This is a genomic window from Chryseobacterium antibioticum (assembly GCF_012927325.1).
In the GTDB taxonomy this organism is placed as follows: domain Bacteria; phylum Bacteroidota; class Bacteroidia; order Flavobacteriales; family Weeksellaceae; genus Chryseobacterium; species Chryseobacterium antibioticum.
On the sequence record NZ_JABBGI010000025.1, the window covers coordinates 15,417 to 33,615 of the forward strand.

Sequence of the window (18,199 nt, forward strand, 5' to 3'; positions counted from 1 at the left end):
TATGTGTTATTTTTATCAAATAAATGTTGTTGGAATGCTGATCGAGCAGTGGTATTCTACAATGGAGTGCAAAAAATCACCCGGCAAGAGAGGTGATTTTTTAAGTTCAATAAATGGTTTTATTTTTTCAGTAGCTTTATGGGTTGCTTCCTTTCACCGTCTTTTACAGGAATCAATAAATAGAGTCCGGGATACCAATCTGAAGCATTCATTTCAAAATCGGTAGCTTGTCTTGGAATACTTTCTGTTTTCCTACACATAGCATATAATTATTTTACAAGTATTCTCACCCTTTTAATTTGGTGAAACGCTATTTTGTTAAATATTTCATATAATTAGTTAAATAATTAACATTTATGTATTTTTTTGGCAGGATTGTTGATTGATATTTTAAACTTTTTGCAAAAAGCCATTAAAACTAATAATCACTTATTTTAACAGTTTAAATATTTAATAGTGATGAAACACCTAAACCAAAATCAGGAATTTCGTTTCAACGAAGTTCTTTTTGAGCACCGCAACAAAGAATACGGAGCCTATGCATTAAGAAATGAATCAGATAGAATACTAACCAAAGCACTTTTTGTGGGAGTGAGTTTATTGGCTGCCATTTCAATAACCCCCCTTGTAATTTCAGCATTTCAAACTACCGAAGTTGTAACTGGTGGAGGATATGTACTCCCACCACCAATTTATATTGAGCCGGATCTGCCCAAAGATCAGCCTGTAGAAATTGTGAAACCACAGGTTAAGCCTGAAAAGGTTAAAACTTATGTTGATGTTGTACCAGAACCTAAAGCAAAAGTAAGAAATGAACAGGTTATAGAAAAGGTTGAAGGAGCGATTGCAGGACCAATAAACTCTTCAGAAGGGGCAATTGCAAAAACAAACTACCATCCTGTACTTCCCCAAGCAGGAACAGGACCTGCAGTGCCTTATATTCCACCAACCCCACCAGCTCCAAAAGGTCCTGATAATCATATTGCAGATACAGGAGAGCTTGGAGCAGAAGCAATATTTCCAGGAGGACTTGAGTCATTCAGAAATAAAGTGATTAATAAATTTGACGGTTCAGGATTTGACGGAACCGGAGAAACAATGAGAACAGTAATTACTTTTATTGTAGAAAAGGACGGAACTATTTCCGGAATTAAAGCGGATGGTAAGGATGCTGAATTTAATAAAGAAGCGATCAGAACCATCAAAAGTATCGGAGGAACCTGGAAAGCTGCTAAAAATAAACAGGGCGAAACCGTAAGAAGTTATTTCAAATTTCCAATTACAATGAACTTTGAATAATTGAGATAAAAAAGCAAATCTTAATAGTTATCCACAAAGAATTTTTTTTGTGGATAATTTTTTTAATTGTTAAACTGTTTATTAACAGTACTTTAACTCAATTTTGAATTTAGCCACTCCTACAGAGCAAAGAAAAAAGTGTATTTTTGAAACCTAAAGTTCTAATAATGGCAAAAATCATAGGTATCGCTAATCAAAAAGGTGGAGTTGGAAAAACGACCACAGCTGTAAACTTGGCGGCAGCATTAGGGGTATTGGAAAAAAGAATACTCCTTATTGATGCTGACCCACAGGCTAATGCAACCTCAGGGCTTGGTGTAGATGATGTTCAGTATTCTACATATAATCTATTGGAGCACAGCGCCGATACAAGAACCTGTATCAAAAGAACCGCTTCTCCCAACCTGGATATCATTCCTTCACATATTGACCTTGTTGCAGCAGAAATTGAGCTCGTGGATAAAGAAAACCGTGAGTACATGCTGAAGAAAGCACTGGCTGAGGTGAGAGACGATTATGATTATATTATTATCGATTGCGCACCGAGTTTAGGGCTTATTACAGTCAATGCGCTTACCGCAGCAGATTCTGTGATCATTCCGATCCAGTGCGAATATTTTGCATTGGAAGGATTGGGTAAGCTTTTGAATACCGTAAAAAATGTACAGAAGATCCATAATAAAGATCTTGGGATTGAAGGCCTTCTTCTTACGATGTACGACAGCAGATTGAGATTGTCTAACCAGGTCGTTGAAGAAGTGAATTCACATTTCCCTGACATGGTTTTCGAAACAATCATCAGCAGAAATGTAAGGTTAAGTGAGGCACCAAGCTTCGGAGAAAGTATCCTTAACTACGATGCGGAAAGTAAAGGAGCTATCCAGTACATTCAGCTTGCAGAAGAAGTTCTGTTGAGGAACGAAAATTTAGTAAAAAATTAATTTAATAATAAATGGAGTATAAGTGAATGTACATCATTACTTATCAATTATCATTTATCAATTATATCTATGAAGGACAAAAAAAGAGCAATGGGACGCGGTTTAGGTGCTATTTTAAGTGCTGAATCCAAAGCAAGTGTCAACTCCGCTACCGATGAAGGAGCAGATAAGTTTGTGGGCAATATTGTAGAGGTAGCCCTTGAAGATATTTATCCGAATCCTACCCAACCGAGAACTTATTTTGATGAAAAAGCATTAAACGAACTTGCTCTGTCAATCAAAAACTTAGGAGTGATCCAGCCGGTTACTTTAAGGAAAGACGGTGAGAAATTCGAAATCATATCAGGGGAAAGACGTTACCGTGCAAGTAAAATTGCCGGACTTTCGACGATTCCTGCATATATCCGTTTAGTAAACGATCAGGAGCTGCTTGAAATGGCTCTTGTTGAAAATATTCAGAGAGAAGATCTTGATGCTATCGAGATTGCTCTTACATATCAGAGACTTTTGGATGAGATCGGTCTTACCCAGGAAAACCTGAGCCAGAGAGTAGGGAAGGACAGAAGTACCATTACCAACTCTATCAGGCTATTAAGGTTAAATCCTGATATTCAGAATGCGATCAGAAGCGGTGAAATCTCTGCAGGACACGGAAGAGCGATCATCAGTCTTGAAAGTGAAGAACATCAGCAGATCCTATTTGATCTGATCATCAAAGAAAAACTCAATGTACGTCAGGCCGAACAGGCTGCGACAGCGTTGAAGAACCCTAAATCACCGGCAGCGAAAAAAATAAATGCTGAGCTTTCCAATAATTTTAAAAGAGCCCAGAAAACGATCGCTGATATTTTAGACGTAAAAGTAGAGATCAAAACCTCCGGAAACGGTAAAAAAGGTAAAATCGTCCTGGACTTCAAAAACGAAGAAGAACTGGAGTATATTTTATCCCATATTAAATAATGAAGAAAATATTTTTCACATTTTTTTTGTGCACTTTTGCTTTCGCTTATTCGCAGGTTACACCCAGCGATACAGTTCGTGTAGGACCTCTCCCTAAGGACAGCCTTGCGGTTGTGACTCCATCTGCAAAGCCGGCAAAACCTGTGAAAACAGAAGCTAAGATTATTCAAGATCTTGAAAATGCGAACGGTCCCACAAAGAAAACCATCAAACTGAATCCTACCAGAGCCGGACTGTATTCTGCAGTATTACCGGGACTTGGGCAGTATTACAATAAAAGGTACATCAAAATTCCTATTGTTTGGGGGGCTATGGGTGCCGGTATTGGATACACGCTGTGGAGCAATAACCAGTACAAGAAATATAGGGAATATTACGTGGCAAAACTTAATGGAACGCCTAACGAATTCGTAGACAGTCATCCGTGGCTGGATAAAAAGGCTTTTGGGAATGCCCAGGACAGATATAAAAGACAAAGGGATTACGCAATAGCGATTACAAGTCTGATCTACATCCTGAACATTGTAGATGCAGTGGTAGATGCCCATCTTTACGAAAGCCGCCACGACCCGGATCTTACTTTTAATCCTACAGTGATCCAGGATCAGTATGGGATTTCTAATCCGAAAACAGGCTTGAGTTTAAGTTATAGATTTTAAAACAAATTTTTAATAAAGTTGATACCAACCTTACGGTTAAGGATCATTATAAATAAAGACATCACATGAGAATAGCATTAGTTGGATACGGTAAAATGGGGAAGATCATTGATGAGATTGCACAGAAGAGAGGTCACGAAATAGTAGCCCGCCTGAAAGAGACTCCAACCGCTGAAAATCTTAATAATCCGGATGTAGCTATTGAATTTTCACTTCCTGAAGTGGCATTTGACAATATCAAAGTCTGTCTTGAACATAAAATCCCGGTGATCTGTGGTACCACAGGTTGGCTGGAGAAAAAAAAAGAAGTTGAAAATATTGCTGCAGATAACGACAGCGCTTTCTTATACGGTTCAAATTTTAGTTTGGGTGTAAATTTATTTTTTGCCCTTAACGAAAAAGTAGCTGATATCATGAAAAATGTGGATGAATATTCATGCCAGCTTGAAGAAATTCACCACGTTCATAAAAAAGATGCACCCAGTGGAACCGCAATTTCAATTGCTGAAGGAATCATCAAAAATAATCCTAAATTTAACGCCTGGAAGCTGGAAGAAACGCAAGGTCAGGAACTGGGAATTTTTGCGATTCGTGAAGACGAGGTTCCGGGTACCCACAGCGTTTATTACAAGAGTGAAGTTGATGAAATTGAAATCAAACATACAGCCTTCAACAGAGACGGGTTTGCACTCGGAGCTATAGTGGCGGCAGAATGGATCAAAGATAAAAAAGGAAATTTCACAATGAAAGACGTTTTGGGGCTTTAATTTGTAACAAACACGCTAAATAGTAAACTAATAACAGGTAATGATGTTATCATTTATTAATCATCATTGATCATTTATATTATCAGAATAGGCACAAAAAACTATGAATTATTTTTTAACTTATACAGTATATGTTCTCATTTTGTCTGTACTGATGGGGATTTCCACTTGGAAACTGTTCAAAAAAATGGGACACAATCCCGTATTTGCATTTATACCTTTCTATAATTATTTCCTTATTTTAAAGGAAACGGAACATCCGAAATGGTGGGCTATCCTGTCCTATCTTCCGATAGTAGGACCTATTATGATGTCTGCTTTCCATCTTTATTTAATGAAGAAATTTGGAAAATCTCTTTTCAAGGACCAGTTGCTTACCGTAATCCTGCCGTTTATCTATATGGCGACAGTGAACTACTCAAAAGATCCTGAAATAGAAGATGAAAATGCCAACGACCTGTTCATTACAGATGATGAGAAAATGGCAAAAAAGAAAGATACGTTCATCGGGTCTATTACTTTTGCGGTGGTTTTTGCAACCATTATCCATGTTTTTGTAACGCAACCATTCGGGATTCCTACTGGATCCATGGAAAGAACACTTCTTGTAGGTGACTTCCTTTTTGTAAACAAGTGGAGCTACGGATACAGAATGCCGATGCGTCCCGTTGCCATACCATTCCTTCAGGGAACTATTATGGATACAGGTCAGAAAGGAAATCCAAAAGATGATGCGAAATCATATGTTGATGGTATAAAACTTCCGTATACAAGAATTTTCCAGTTCAGCAAGCCACAGAAAAATGATGTCGTAGTATTCAACTATCCTAGAGACTCCGTACATACTGCGATCGACAGAAAAGATCCATACGTTAAAAGATGTGTGGCCACTGCCGGTGATACTTTTGAAATGAGAGCCGGAAGACTTTTTGTTAATGGAAAACCGGAAGCCGTTTTAGGCGATCAGGAAGTACAGCACAGATATATTGTCAATACAGGAAGCCAGTTGGATATTCCTGCTCTATATAACACCTATGGGTTCTTACCTGTACAGGAGATTCAGGGTGAAAAAGGATATATTTATGCTTTCCAGGGCTTGACGGATAAAACCGCTAAAGAAATCAAACAGCTTCCTCAGGTCATTGACATGAAAGAGGATGTTACCCCTAAAGGAGAAGCTGCAGTATACTACAGAGACGAAGCTAAAACAAAAATTGATACCACTCAGTCGATCTTCCCGATCAATCAGCCTTGGAACCAGGATTGGTATGGCCCGCTGAGAATTCCTAAAAAAGGGGATGTAGTGGCAGTCAATACTCAGACAATTCCGTTATACCAGTGGATTATTTCACAATACGAGCACAATAGCCTTGAGACAAAGAACGGAAAGATCTTTATCAACGGAAAAGAAGCAAATAATTATACGATTCAGCAGGATTATTATATGATGGTAGGAGACAACAGAGATGCATCATTGGATGCGAGATTCTTTGGTTTCGTTCCGGAAGAGAATATTGTAGGAAAGCCAATGTTTACATGGATGAGCCTTCAGGGTGCTTTCAAAGACAGCAGCTCTACATATCAGGCGCCGTTCAAAGTCCGTTGGGACAGAATGTTTAAAGCAACCAACACAGGAGAAGCTAATAAAACTTCATACTGGTGGGTAGCTGCCATGATCCTTATCCTGTTTTTCGGATGGGAATATTTCACGAAATTATTCGGAAAAAAGAAAACGGAAGACGAAGCATAATTTAATTTAAAACTTAAAGATAGAATGAAGTATTTGAAAAAATACTTCATTTTTTAATATGATGAACATGACAAATGTATTATTACCGGTATTTTATATGCCCCCGATTTCATGGTTTTCAGTGTTTTTAAATCCTGAAAATGAGATTATATTTGAACAGTTTGAGAGTTTCCCTAAGCAGACCTATAGGAGCAGAGCCAATATCTATGGGGCAAATGGAAAGCTTTCTTTAATCATTCCTGTCAATCATAACGGTAAAAAAGAATTCAAAGATATTGAGATCTCTTACAGGGAAGACTGGAGAAGCCTGCACTGGAAATCCATCAAGACCGCGTATCAGAGCTCGCCGTACTTTGAGTATTATGAAGATAAGTTTAAGAAAATCTTTGATCTGGAAGAGAAATTTCTCCTTGATTTCAATCTTAAAGTATTAGAGATCATCCAGCAGATCCTGAAAACGGAAAAGGCACAGTCTTTGAATGTAGAATATATCAAAAATCCTGAAAGCATTAATTTTAGAGAAAAGTTTTCGGCTAAACTTCCTTCTGAGTTTCAAATGGAAGAATATTACCAGACCTTTTCAGACAAATTAGGGTTTTTAGAAGATTTGTCAATTTTAGATCTTATATGTAACAAAGGACCTGAATCTCTGACTTATATAAAAAATATTAAACAATCATACTGACATGAAATCGCCGTTAACGAAATTCTAAGGGTATAAACCAATGAATATGGCGATTGCATATAATTTTAGAAAAAAATAAATATCAACATATGAAAAAGGTATTATTAGCAGCTGTTTTTTTTGCAGGCTTTAGTTTCTCTTATGCTCAGGAAGCTCAGGCTAAGAGTATTGATCCAAAAGAAGACAAAGATCTCATGACTTGGTACCATAAAGACTTTTCGGGAACAAAAGTATATGGTGTAAATACAGCAAATGCATATAAATATTTAGAATCCAAAGGCCTTAAACCTAAAACTGTTGTTGTAGGAGTTTTAGATAGCGGTGTTCAGGTTGATCATCCGGGTCTTGTAAAGAACGTATGGTCAAATCCTAATGAAGTTCCCGGAAACGGAAAAGATGATGATGGAAACGGGTATATCGATGATGTACACGGTTGGAACTTTATCGGTGGCAAAAATGGCGATATTGATATCGACAATATGGAAGTAACGAGAGTCGTTGCTAAATATAAGTCGGTTTTCGAAGGTGATGATTCTGCAAAAAACAAAGCAAACCAAGCGAAAATGCCGGAAGAGTTTGCGATGTATATGAAATCGAAAGAGCTTTTCAATAAAAAAAGCATCGATGCAAAACAAAACTTACAGACTTACACGATGATCAACAGCATCATCCCCAATATGGTGAAACTATTAGGTGGTAAGTCTGTTACTGCAGAAACTTTACAGGGAATCAAACCTCCAACGGATCAGAAAGATGCTATTGCACTTAATGTTCTTGGGCAGGTTTCTCAATCCCCTGAATTCAAGGGGAAATCTTCCACTGATTTCGAAAAATTGATGAAAGAGCAAATGAAGGAAGCAATCGATCATTTTGCACCACAATCTAAGCAGTATGATCTGAGCTATGATCCGAGGAAAGAAATTGTAGGAGATAAATACGACGACTATTCTGAGAAAAGCTACGGAAACAACCATTACGAAGGACCTGATGCAGAACACGGAACACACGTTGCGGGAATTATAGCAGGTCTTCCACAGGGAAAAGAAATTCAGTATGGAGTAGCTTCTAAAGTAGCTAAGATCATGTCTGTAAGAACTGTTCCTAACGGAGACGAAAGAGATAAAGACGTTGCCAATGCGATAAGATATGCAGTGGATAATGGAGCTAAAGTTTTAAATATGAGCTTCGGAAAACCAGTATCTCCGGGAAAAAATGTAGTATGGGATGCCTTCAAATATGCTGAAGAGAAAGGCGTACTTTTAGTAAAAGCAGCAGGTAACGAAAATGAAGACGTAGCTGAGCATCTTGCTTTCCCTACCAACTTTAAAAACGTTACAGATGAAAAACCGTTTGTCAACAACGTACTGGTTGTAGGAGCAAGTACCAACAGAAATAATGAATTGAGAGCGGATTTCTCTAACTATAACAAGAAGATGGTCAACGTTTTCGCACCGGGTGAAGAAATTTATTCTACCGTGCCTAAAAACGAATATAAATATCTTCAGGGAACTTCTATGGCATCACCTGTAGTAGCGGGAGCAGCGGCTGTATTATTAGCCTATATGCCTAACCTGAAGCCTGGCCAGATTATTGAAGCCCTTGTAAAAAGCAGCAACCTGAGTTCAGAAAATAAATTTCCTGAGTATTCTCAGGCCGGAGGCGTGATAGATCTTCAAAAAGCCGCAGAGTATGCGTATACGAATTTCTACAACGGAAAATCTTCAACAAGTAGTAAGCCTGCGAAATCTATAAAAAAGACTGTTAAAAAATAGTATATCTCCCTGTATATAAAGAGAAACCATTTAAAGTCCGAAAATTTCGGACTTTTTTTATTTTTATTTTTCAATTTGGCACGGTTTTTTGTAACTTTATAATAACAAAATAATAAACAACAAAATGAAAAAGTTACTACTTGCAGGGATGATCGGAACATCACTTTTTGCAGTGTCTTGTTCCTCAGTGAAAAAAGCAGAAACATCACAAAACCAAAGAGTTGAATACTTGAAATTAAAAGGCGACTGGCAGATTGTTAGCGTTGATTATGAAAAAGGACTCAAAATCAAGCCTTTTGACGAAGGTGCAGATGCTCAGTGTTTTGTAGGAAGTCATTGGAGATTAATTCCTAATAACTACACCGGTGCCTATACTTTAAACGGAGGTGGAGCTTGCCCAAGCCTTACACAGCCTATTAAATTTGAAGTAAAAGATGGCAATACTTTCTTGTTTAAAAAAATCGCTGCGGGAACTAAAGCTAAGCAAAATACTGTAGGATATTCTTTAACAATTACCAACCAGTCTACAGATCAGTTTTCACTTGTACAAAGCGTTCCTTTCGACGGAAGCACAGTACAGGTTGTTTACAACTTCCAGAGAACAGGAATGAAATAATTTATCAATTTAAAAGATTAAAAAAATGAAATTTACTAAAACATATATAGGAGCTCTTTTCTTATCATCAGCACTATTATTAACCAGTTGTGAAACTGTGCAGAATTCTAACCACCAGCAAAGAGGTACAGCAGTAGGTGTTGCATCCGGAGCTGTACTTGGAGGTATTTTGGGTAATAATGTAGGAAGTGGTAAAAACTCAGCTTTAGGAGCAGTATTGGGAGGTATTATCGGTGGTGTTGCAGGTAATGTTATCGGTAACAAAATGGATAAGCAGGCTAAACAGATTAAGGAAACTTTACCTGGGGCTGAAGTAGAAAGAGTAGGAGATGGTATTAAAATTACAATGAACGAAAGCATTGTGACCTTCGCATTTGATTCTTCAAATCTAACTTCTATTGCTCAAACTAACCTTGACAAATTAGCTAAAGTTCTTGTTGACAACCCGGATACCAATATCAATATTTACGGGCATACAGACAGCAAAGGGGCAGATGCTTACAACTTATCGCTTTCTCAAAGAAGAGCAGATGCTGTAAAAGCTTATTTATCAGGAAAAGGGATTGCATCAGCAAGAATGTTTACAAAAGGAGAAGGAGAAGCTATGCCGGTAGCTAGCAACGATACAGATGAAGGAAGAGCTAAAAACAGAAGAGTAGAATTTGCTATTACAGCCAATGAAAAAATGATTAATGAAGCCAAGCAAGGGCAGTAATTAATTTTATATATAAATATTTTCGTAAAAGACCGCTTCGGCGGTTTTTTTTGTATTTTTATGCTTTAAATTTTGAATTCACTATTTTTGTAACTGAAATAACATAAATGAAGAAATATCTTAAACTCCTCCGGGTAGAACAGTGGGTCAAAAACTTATTTGTTTTCGTTCCTTTGTTCTTTTCAGGAAACATTACAAACGTAGATTTACTCAGCAAAAGCGTCTTTGCATTTATCATTTTTTCCCTCGCAGCAAGCAGCGTCTATATACTCAATGATTACAATGATATAGAAGCAGACAGCAAACATCCTGAAAAAAGGAGAAGACCTCTGGCAAGCGGAGCCATTTCAAAACCAAAAGCGTTAGGCATTCTTGCAGGGCTGGTTATTGTTGATATAGCTCTGGTGTGTCTTGCTCAGCTTTATTTTCATGAACCCTTATGGAAATTTGCTACAATCATCGGCCTCTATGTCGTGATCAATATTGCCTACACTTTTAAACTTAAACATGTTCCGATCATTGATATTTTCATTATTGCTTTAGGTTTTGTACTTAGAGTTTTAGCGGGAGGTTACATCACAGGAATTAGTATTTCTCAGTGGGCCATCCTGCTGACTTTTGTGCTGGCTCTTGTTTTAGCGATTGGAAAAAGAAGAGGAGAGCTCATCAATGCACAGGTTTCCGGAAAAACAAGAAAAGCACTGGACGGATATAATGTACAGTTTGCAGATATTGCACTGTCTATTTCAGTGACGCTTGCGATTGTATGTTACCTGATGTTTACCCTCTCTCCTGAAGTTCAGGGAAGATTTCACCAGCGGGTTTTCTATACCGTTATATTTGTAGTCTTTGCTTTTTTGAGATATCTGCAGCAGACATTGGTGTACAACAGAACAGAATCTCCTACAAAAATTGTTTACAGAGACCGATATATCCAGGTAACTTTAGTCCTTTGGGTTGCGGCATTCTTAATTCAGATTTATTTTAAAAAATGAAGCCAAATTTCACACAAAAAGTTACAAACTGGGGTAATTTTCCAGTAGTAGAAAAAGAAATGAGATCTGAGGACAGCTTCAAAAGAATAAAGGAGTTTGTACTTAATCATAACGAAATTATTGCAAGAGGAAACGGAAGATGCTACGGGGATGCTTCCCTGGGAGAAACCATATTCTCTACCAAGAAATTAAATAAATTCATCAGTTTCGACCGTCTCAACGGTGTTATAGAATGTGAATCCGGTGTACTGCTTTCAGATGTACTTGAAATTGCAGTTCCGCAGGGATATTTCCTGTACGTAACTCCGGGGACAAAATTTATCTCTGTAGGAGGAGCCATCGCTTCAGATGTTCACGGCAAAAATCATCATGCAGAAGGCTGTTTTTCAGAATATGTAATTGAGTTTAAGCTGATGACAGAAAGCGGAGACATCATAACATGCTCCAGAGAACAAAATGCAGATAAATTCTGGGCTACTATCGGAGGAATGGGACTTACGGGAATCATTCTTACGATAAAATTTAAACTTAAAAACATTGAATCGGCCTACATTCGTCAGGAAAGTATTAAAGCAGAGAACCTGGATGAAATTTTCAGACTCTTTGAAGAAAGTGAAAGCTGGACGTACACCGTAGCATGGATCGACTGTCTTCAAAAAGGAAAAAACCTGGGAAGAAGTATTCTAATGAGAGGGGAGCACGCTTTTCAGCATGAACTTCCCCAAAACCTGAACAAACAACCATTAAGACTGAAGAAAAAACTTCAGCCTACCGTTCCGTTTTATTTTCCGGGATTTGTTTTGAATGCTTTGACTGTCAAAATTTTCAATCTGCTGTATTACAAAAAACAGGCAAAAAAAGAAGTGAAATCCTTTATTGATTACGAAACCTTTTTCTATCCGCTGGATGCTATTACCGATTGGAATAAAATCTACGGAAAATCAGGATTCATCCAGTATCAGATGGTGATTCCTAAAGAAGCAGGGAAAGAAGGAATGAAGCAGATCCTTGAGACTATTGCATCGAGTGGCAACGGGTCATTTTTGGCTGTTTTAAAGCTCTTTGGAAAAAATAATCCGGAGGCTTATAACTCATTTCCTTTCGAAGGATATACATTGGCTCTCGATTTTAAGGTCAATTCAAAACTGAAAAAACTGGTGGAGAAATTAGATGATATCGTACAGCAGTTCGGAGGAAGAATTTATCTTACCAAAGACAGCATGAGCAGGTCCTCACTCACGAATTACCTTAAAAATATTCAAAGTTCAAAATTTGTGTCTTTACAGCACAAAAGAATCATAAACAACAATTCATAAATGATAGTTCTGGGAAGTACGTCTGAGGTGGCTCAGGCTTTTGTGGAAAAGGCTCTGCAGGAAGGAGAAAAGTTTGAAAAAATATATCTTTTCACTTCAAGTAAAGAGACCACGGAAAGATTTGCACGACATATTGATGTAAAATTTCTACAGCAGTCTGAAGTCATCGAAATTGATCTGATGAAGGAGATTGATTATAATAAATTTGATCATGTGAGTTCAAATGTATTATTTTGTGCTGTCGGATATTTAGGAGATGGAACCGAGGAAGGTCTTTATGACAACAGGAATACAGAAAGGATTATCAATATCAATTATTCCAAACTGATTCCTGTAATGAACTATTTTGCACAGAAGTTTGAAAGCAGAAGGTCGGGAACAATCATTGGACTTTCATCTGTAGCGGGAGACCGGGGAAGACAGAGCAATTTTATTTACGGTAGCGCAAAAGCGGCTTTTACAGCGTATCTGAGCGGACTCCGAAATTATCTTTTTGAGAAGAAAGTGCATGTTCTTACCATAAAACCTGGCTTCATGGCCACAAAAATGACGGAAGGACTGCCCTTAAATCCGAAATTGACAGCTACTCCAAAGCAAGCTGCGGACTGCATTTACAAAGCTTTTAAAAAGCAAAAAAATGTAGCGTACGTTTTACCGGTTTGGAGTATTATTATGATGATTATCAGGAATATACCTGAATTTATATTTAAAAAATTAAAGCTTTAGTAAAAATGAAAAAATTGTATTGTTTTGATTTTGACGGAACTCTAACGTATAAAGATACCATGTTCATGTATCTTAAATTCTACGATCCTACAAAATTCCGGATACAATTTTTAAGACACGTTCCTCTTTTTATATTACTGAAACTGAAGCTTGCAGAAACAGAAAAAGTAAAGAAAAGCTTTATAGGATCTATTCTGAAAGGGCAGAGCCAGGAAAAAATCGAGATGAAGTCTAAACAGTTTTTTGAGCAGCACTATCCTAAAATCGTTAGAGAAAATGCTCTGGACTTTATAAAAAATATCGATAGGAATAATACACAGAGTTTATTGGTCACCGCTTCACTCGATATCTGGGTGAAACCTTTTGCTGAAGAATTGAAAATGCAGCTGGTATCCACACGTGCAGAGTTTAAGAATGGTATTTTTACAGGGAATTTCATAGGCAAAAACTGCAACGGAAAGGAAAAACTGATCAGAATAAAAGCTGAAATACACGATTCCAAATACGATAAAATAATCGCTTTCGGGGATACTTCCGGAGACCGGCAGATGCTTAAGTGGGCAAATGAAGGTCATTACCAATTTTTTCACTAATTTTGGGAGGTAAAAATGTAAAAATGAAAAGACTGCTTATTGTATGTACTGCAATCTTAATGAACTGTACAGCTACGCCGTCTCAACCATCATCAGGGATGCAGGAAAATGCAGAACTGCTTGTTTCTGAGTCGCAGGGAGGTACAGATGAAGCTGGATTTACTATTATTAAAAATGAACAGGAATTCCGAAACTCCATCAAGGGTAGTTTTGGTCTTATTGGTTTGAAAAAAGAACCATCTGTGAACTATCCGAAATTTCCTAAAAACAAAAAAGTAGTTTTGTACCACATGGGAATCTTTAGATCAGGAAGTCATAGAGTGACCAGCATCAGAAATATATCTGTAAAAAACAGGGTATTGTATGTGGAAGTTCCGGATGCAGCATCAGGTGGAATGGAAATTCAGGTGCTTTCAAATCCATGGTTTATTTTTGCCGTTCCTTCAGATTATCAGTTTACCTCAGTAGAATTAAAATATTCCAAATAAAAATGAACAAAATATATTTAGATAACGCTGCAACGACCCCTTTGGCAGAAGAAGTCATAGATGCAATGGTGAGCACCATGAAGATGAATTTCGGAAATCCTTCTTCTACTCATAGTTTCGGTCAGGAAGCTAAGATCCTTATTGAAAATGTAAGAAGACAGGTTGCAGACTATCTTCATGTAAGTCCTGCAGAGATCATCTTTACTTCATGCGGAACAGAATCGAACAATATGATTATTAAGTCGAGTGTAGAGCATCTTGGCGTAGAAAGAATCATCAGTTCCCCGATGGAGCACAAATGTGTTTCTGAGAGTATTCTGGATATGAAGAACAGAAAAGGAGTAGAGGTAGTCTATATCCGTCCTGATGAAAAAGGGGATATAGACCTTAATAAGCTGGAAGAACTATTAAAAGCTTCTGATAAAAAGACTTTGGTAAGCTTAATGCACGCCAATAATGAAATTGGAAATGTCGTTGATATTAAAAAAATTGCAGCCTTATGCAAAGCGAATAATGCCCTTTACCACTCTGATACAGTAAAGACAATGGCCCACATGGAATTTGATTTTTCAGATATCCTTGTAGATTTTGCTTCTTGCAGTGCTCATAAATTCCACGGTCCGAAAGGAATAGGCTTTGCTTTTATTAGAAAAGCTACAGGTTTGAAAGGAATTATTACGGGTGGTCCTCAGGAAAGAAGTCTTAGAGCAGGAACTGAAAATGTTGCGGGTATCGTAGGCTTAGGTAAGGCTTTAGAGCTTTGTATTAACAATATGGAGGCTTATGCCGGTCATATCAGAGAAATCAAAGAATACGCTATTGAAAAATTGTATGCAGAGGTTCCCAATATTAAATTCAATGGACGAAGTGGTGAGATGGAAAATAGTGTGGACAGTGTTCTAAGTGCATTGCTTCCATATAAAAATCCTTTGATCGGACTTCAGTTGGATATGAAGGGAATTGCAATCTCTCAAGGTAGTGCATGTTCTTCAGGAGCATCGAAACCTTCTATGGTGATGATGATGGTTCTTTCTGAGGATGAAATGGAACATTGTACGCCTTTACGCATTTCTTTCAGCCATATGACGACAAAAGCAGATATAGACGCACTGGCAGAAGCTTTGAAAGAAATTTCAAAAGACTATGCTATAGAAAAAACAAATGTTGAGCATAGATAGTCTTATTGCTTAAAAATCGTAATTTTGAATATCCAATAAGGATTAAATAAGAAGATAATATTAATTTAAATAAAAGAAACAAAATGGCTTTAGAAATTACGGACAGCTCATTTCAGGAAATGGTTTTAAAATCAGATAAGCCGGTATTGGTAGACTTTTGGGCAGTATGGTGTGGACCATGCAGAACTTTGGGACCAATCATCGAAGAAGTAGCATCAGATTTTGAAGGAAAAGCAGTAGTAGGAAAAGTTGATGTAGACAACAATCAGGAAATTTCAATGCAATATGGCATCAGAAATATCCCTACAGTTCTGATTTTTAAGAACGGTGAAGTGGTTGATAAATTGGTAGGCGTGACTCCAAAGGAGATCATCGCTGAAAAATTAAGCGCACACTTGTAAAAAATAACTTTGATAATGAATGCCTTCCATTTTTGGAAGGCTTTTTCTTTGCAAATAGTTTGCAGGTAACAAAAAAAGTCGTAGTTTTGCAATCACAAAAAAGAAACAACGTTCTTTATAACAACAGAAAATGATCCGGTAGTTCAGCTGGTTAGAATGCCGCCCTGTCACGGCGGAGGTCGCGGGTTCGAGTCCCGTCCGGATCGCAAAAGTTTTTCAATTTACTTTAAAAAAAATTAGATCCGGTAGTTCAGCTGGTTAGAATGCCGCCCTGTCACGGCGGAGGTCGCGGGTTCGAGTCCCGTCCGGATCGCAGAAGTTTTTATTCAATTTCTTTTAAAAAAAATTGATCCGGTAGTTCAGCTGGTTAGAATGCCGCCCTGTCACGGCGGAGGTCGCGGGTTCGAGTCCCGTCCGGATCGCAGAAGTTTTCATCAATTTACTTTAAAAAAATTGATCCGGTAGTTCAGCTGGTTAGAATGCCGCCCTGTCACGGCGGAGGTCGCGGGTTCGAGTCCCGTCCGGATCGCAACTATTAAATCAAAATAGTGCAAATGCTTTAAAACATATGTTTTAAAGCATTTTTTGTTTTGTGTCGATTCAAAGAGAGTTAAAAAAGCACAATCTGAAAGTGACCTATTCAGTGACCTGTTGCAACAGGTTAAAAAAGGTCACTGGAAATTCAGACAAAACCTGTTCAAGAGCGAGTTCAGAAACTGAATATCTTGTAATAAGGTTTTGCTAAGGTTAATTTTAAAATCTTAAAATCCACACAAAATGAACAAGACATTTAATTTACTTTTCTATGTAAAGAAAGTTAAGGTTAATTCTGTAGGAGAGGCTCCTATTTACTTACGAATTACCATTGACGGCAGAATATCCGAGGTCAGTACAAAACGTACAGTACAGCCCTTAAAATGGAATTCAATCGTACAAAAGGTCAGTGGTTCTTCAGAAGAAATCAAATCACTTAATTTTATCTTAAAACATTTGAACAGAAAGTTTACGGAACCTATCATGAATTAATGAGAGAGGAAGAAACAGTGACTTGTGAATCTCTTAAAAACAAACTCTTAGGAAGAACCGAAAAGCAGAGAATGTTGATTCCAATTTTTCAGGATCATAATAACAGAATGGAGAAATTAATCGGGAAAGAATTTGCTAAAGGAACGTTAACCCATTACAAAACCAGTTTAAGCCATACTGAAGAATTTTTAGTATGGAAGTATAACAATTCTGATATTAATATTCGAAGAATTAATTATGCTTTTCTTAATGATTTTGAATTGTTTCTGAGAACAGAAAAATCGTGTAAGAATAACTCTTCAGTAAAGTACATAAAGAATTTAGGAAAAATTATCAGAATCTGTATTGCTAATGGATGGATTGAAAAAGATCCTTTTATAAATTATCATTCTAAATTTAAGGAAGTAACAAGAGTTTTTCTGAATGAGCTTGAAATAGAGGCTGTTTTTTCTAAAGATTTTAAGAATGAGGGGCTATCTTTGGTAAGAGATATTTTTTTGTTTAGCTGTTTTACAGGTTTTATGATTTTTCTGAGAGATTGCAACACAAAAACACTAACGACCTTTAATCCTTGAGAAAGGATGGTTCCAAATTACTGTATTATAAGGATTTCCATAAAAAATTACTAAAATCGTTTATAAGACTAACTTCATTCTTAGTGGTCAATTTAATCAGGAATTAGTTGGTCAGTTTAGCTGGAATATACAGTCAAGACTTTTCCATCACTGAAATGTTTTGTTTGTCAATTGCTCCTTTCCCACAAATATCTTTATCTTGTTCTGTTTTACTGGATTCTACTGTAAAATAAGATTCATCAAATTCAATCATTTCTTCCAAAGTGTACAATATAATTGCGATTCTCCATTGCTGTTTTTAATTTGTGAAATATCACTGCTTTAATTAAAAAAGCTTGATATTATAAACTAATGTAATGGTTTTTAAGGTATTGTAAATCAGTCGAATGTAAAATGCAGTATAAATGCAGTATAATTTTTTTTAAGTGTTTATATTTTTTTTTTTAGCTTTGTCTAGTGAAAAATTAATTAATTAAATTTTAACACTCAGATAGAAATAAATCCAAGGATTTTGGGATGTATTATTATTATTATTATTGTAAATGATTCTATATATGAGTAATATATTCGCATCATATGATACCAAGAACAGACGACTTTTATATGGCGTTTGGAGGCAATATAGCGGGAACATTCACCCTACCTACATTCATAGCTGCCACTACAGCAATATATTTGGAAGTTTAGAATATAGCATTTAAAAGACTTATTAGTTCTTGAAATAAAAAAATTATATT

Annotated in this window: 20 protein-coding genes, 4 tRNA genes and 1 pseudogene; 23 read left to right on the forward strand and 2 right to left on the reverse strand. The window is 36.9% G+C overall.

From position 1 onward, the window contains the following. Nucleotides 1-119 precede the first annotated feature (119 nt). Complete coding sequence (locus HHL23_RS17200; protein ID WP_169236021.1) at nucleotides 120-260, reverse strand: hypothetical protein; 141 nt, start codon at nucleotides 258-260, stop codon at nucleotides 120-122. 199 nt (nucleotides 261-459) lie between these two features. On the opposite strand from HHL23_RS17200, the gene HHL23_RS17205 reads away from it, so the two are divergent. From HHL23_RS17205 to HHL23_RS17315, 23 genes are all read left to right on the forward strand, one after another. Continuing rightward, nucleotides 460-1,299, forward strand: coding sequence for an energy transducer TonB (locus HHL23_RS17205; protein WP_169236022.1), 840 nt, complete (start codon nucleotides 460-462; stop codon nucleotides 1,297-1,299). Between the two features lie 167 nt (nucleotides 1,300-1,466). Then, nucleotides 1,467-2,240: a ParA family protein gene (locus HHL23_RS17210; protein WP_169236023.1), complete on the forward strand. Its 774-nt coding sequence runs from the start codon at nucleotides 1,467-1,469 to the stop codon at nucleotides 2,238-2,240. A 69-nt stretch (nucleotides 2,241-2,309) separates the two neighbouring features. Then, nucleotides 2,310-3,200 carry a ParB/RepB/Spo0J family partition protein gene (locus tag HHL23_RS17215; RefSeq protein ID WP_073335466.1) on the forward strand — a complete coding sequence of 297 codons (891 nt, stop codon included), beginning with the start codon at nucleotides 2,310-2,312 and terminating at the stop codon, nucleotides 3,198-3,200. Next, nucleotides 3,200-3,859, forward strand: a complete 660-nt coding sequence (locus tag HHL23_RS17220; protein WP_169236024.1) for a DUF5683 domain-containing protein — start codon at nucleotides 3,200-3,202, stop codon at nucleotides 3,857-3,859. The genes HHL23_RS17215 and HHL23_RS17220 overlap by 1 nt, the downstream gene beginning before the upstream one ends. Before the next feature lie 65 nt (nucleotides 3,860-3,924). Beyond that, the gene (gene dapB / locus HHL23_RS17225) at nucleotides 3,925-4,626 is read left to right on the forward strand and encodes a 4-hydroxy-tetrahydrodipicolinate reductase (protein WP_169236025.1); all 702 of its coding nucleotides are present in this window, start codon (nucleotides 3,925-3,927) and stop codon (nucleotides 4,624-4,626) included. 103 nt (nucleotides 4,627-4,729) lie between these two features. Continuing rightward, nucleotides 4,730-6,376: a signal peptidase I gene (lepB, locus tag HHL23_RS17230; protein ID WP_169236026.1), complete on the forward strand. Its 1,647-nt coding sequence runs from the start codon at nucleotides 4,730-4,732 to the stop codon at nucleotides 6,374-6,376. Between the two features lie 61 nt (nucleotides 6,377-6,437). Further along, complete coding sequence (locus HHL23_RS17235) at nucleotides 6,438-7,061, forward strand: WbqC family protein (RefSeq protein WP_185194890.1); 624 nt, start codon at nucleotides 6,438-6,440, stop codon at nucleotides 7,059-7,061. Nucleotides 7,062-7,150: 89 nt separating this feature from the next. Next, nucleotides 7,151-8,833 carry a S8 family serine peptidase gene (locus tag HHL23_RS17240; RefSeq protein WP_169236028.1) on the forward strand — a complete coding sequence of 561 codons (1,683 nt, stop codon included), beginning with the start codon at nucleotides 7,151-7,153 and terminating at the stop codon, nucleotides 8,831-8,833. 124 nt (nucleotides 8,834-8,957) lie between these two features. After that, nucleotides 8,958-9,449 (forward strand): lipocalin family protein, encoded by a 492-nt coding sequence (locus HHL23_RS17245; protein WP_169236029.1) that lies wholly within the window; start codon nucleotides 8,958-8,960, stop codon nucleotides 9,447-9,449. Nucleotides 9,450-9,474: 25 nt separating this feature from the next. Further along, nucleotides 9,475-10,164, forward strand: coding sequence for an OmpA family protein (locus HHL23_RS17250; protein WP_169236030.1), 690 nt, complete (start codon nucleotides 9,475-9,477; stop codon nucleotides 10,162-10,164). 107 nt (nucleotides 10,165-10,271) lie between these two features. Continuing rightward, nucleotides 10,272-11,159: a decaprenyl-phosphate phosphoribosyltransferase gene (locus tag HHL23_RS17255; protein ID WP_169236031.1), complete on the forward strand. Its 888-nt coding sequence runs from the start codon at nucleotides 10,272-10,274 to the stop codon at nucleotides 11,157-11,159. After that, nucleotides 11,156-12,475, forward strand: coding sequence for an FAD-binding oxidoreductase (locus HHL23_RS17260; RefSeq protein WP_169236032.1), 1,320 nt, complete (start codon nucleotides 11,156-11,158; stop codon nucleotides 12,473-12,475). Before HHL23_RS17255 ends, HHL23_RS17260 begins: the two co-directional genes overlap by 4 nt. Further along, nucleotides 12,476-13,201 (forward strand): SDR family NAD(P)-dependent oxidoreductase, encoded by a 726-nt coding sequence (locus tag HHL23_RS17265; protein WP_169236033.1) that lies wholly within the window; start codon nucleotides 12,476-12,478, stop codon nucleotides 13,199-13,201. Between the two features lie 5 nt (nucleotides 13,202-13,206). After that, the gene (locus HHL23_RS17270) at nucleotides 13,207-13,794 is read left to right on the forward strand and encodes an HAD family hydrolase (RefSeq protein ID WP_169236034.1); all 588 of its coding nucleotides are present in this window, start codon (nucleotides 13,207-13,209) and stop codon (nucleotides 13,792-13,794) included. Between the two features lie 23 nt (nucleotides 13,795-13,817). Beyond that, nucleotides 13,818-14,282 (forward strand): hypothetical protein, encoded by a 465-nt coding sequence (locus tag HHL23_RS17275; RefSeq protein WP_169236035.1) that lies wholly within the window; start codon nucleotides 13,818-13,820, stop codon nucleotides 14,280-14,282. 2 nt (nucleotides 14,283-14,284) lie between these two features. Then, the gene (locus HHL23_RS17280) at nucleotides 14,285-15,460 is read left to right on the forward strand and encodes a cysteine desulfurase family protein (protein WP_169236036.1); all 1,176 of its coding nucleotides are present in this window, start codon (nucleotides 14,285-14,287) and stop codon (nucleotides 15,458-15,460) included. 59 nt (nucleotides 15,461-15,519) lie between these two features. Continuing rightward, nucleotides 15,520-15,861 carry a thioredoxin gene (gene trxA / locus HHL23_RS17285; protein WP_341483005.1) on the forward strand — a complete coding sequence of 114 codons (342 nt, stop codon included), beginning with the start codon at nucleotides 15,520-15,522 and terminating at the stop codon, nucleotides 15,859-15,861. A gap of 132 nt (nucleotides 15,862-15,993) precedes the next feature. Then, nucleotides 15,994-16,067 (forward strand) — tRNA-Asp (locus tag HHL23_RS17290). A gap of 33 nt (nucleotides 16,068-16,100) precedes the next feature. Continuing rightward, nucleotides 16,101-16,174, forward strand: a tRNA-Asp gene (locus HHL23_RS17295). A 35-nt stretch (nucleotides 16,175-16,209) separates the two neighbouring features. Then, a tRNA-Asp gene (locus HHL23_RS17300) sits at nucleotides 16,210-16,283 on the forward strand. A 33-nt stretch (nucleotides 16,284-16,316) separates the two neighbouring features. Further along, a tRNA-Asp gene (locus tag HHL23_RS17305) sits at nucleotides 16,317-16,390 on the forward strand. 248 nt (nucleotides 16,391-16,638) lie between these two features. Next, the gene (locus HHL23_RS17310) at nucleotides 16,639-16,887 is read left to right on the forward strand and encodes an Arm DNA-binding domain-containing protein (RefSeq protein WP_169236038.1); all 249 of its coding nucleotides are present in this window, start codon (nucleotides 16,639-16,641) and stop codon (nucleotides 16,885-16,887) included. Continuing rightward, entirely contained in the window at nucleotides 16,887-17,462 is a 576-nt protein-coding gene (locus HHL23_RS17315) for a phage integrase SAM-like domain-containing protein (RefSeq protein ID WP_169236039.1), read from the forward strand. The genes HHL23_RS17310 and HHL23_RS17315 overlap by 1 nt, the downstream gene beginning before the upstream one ends. A 136-nt stretch (nucleotides 17,463-17,598) precedes the next feature. On the opposite strand, the pseudogene HHL23_RS22570 reads toward HHL23_RS17315, so the two are convergent. Next, nucleotides 17,599-17,770: pseudogene (locus tag HHL23_RS22570) on the reverse strand (IS1595 family transposase); the annotation flags it as partial. Between the last annotated feature and the right edge of the window lie 429 nt (nucleotides 17,771-18,199).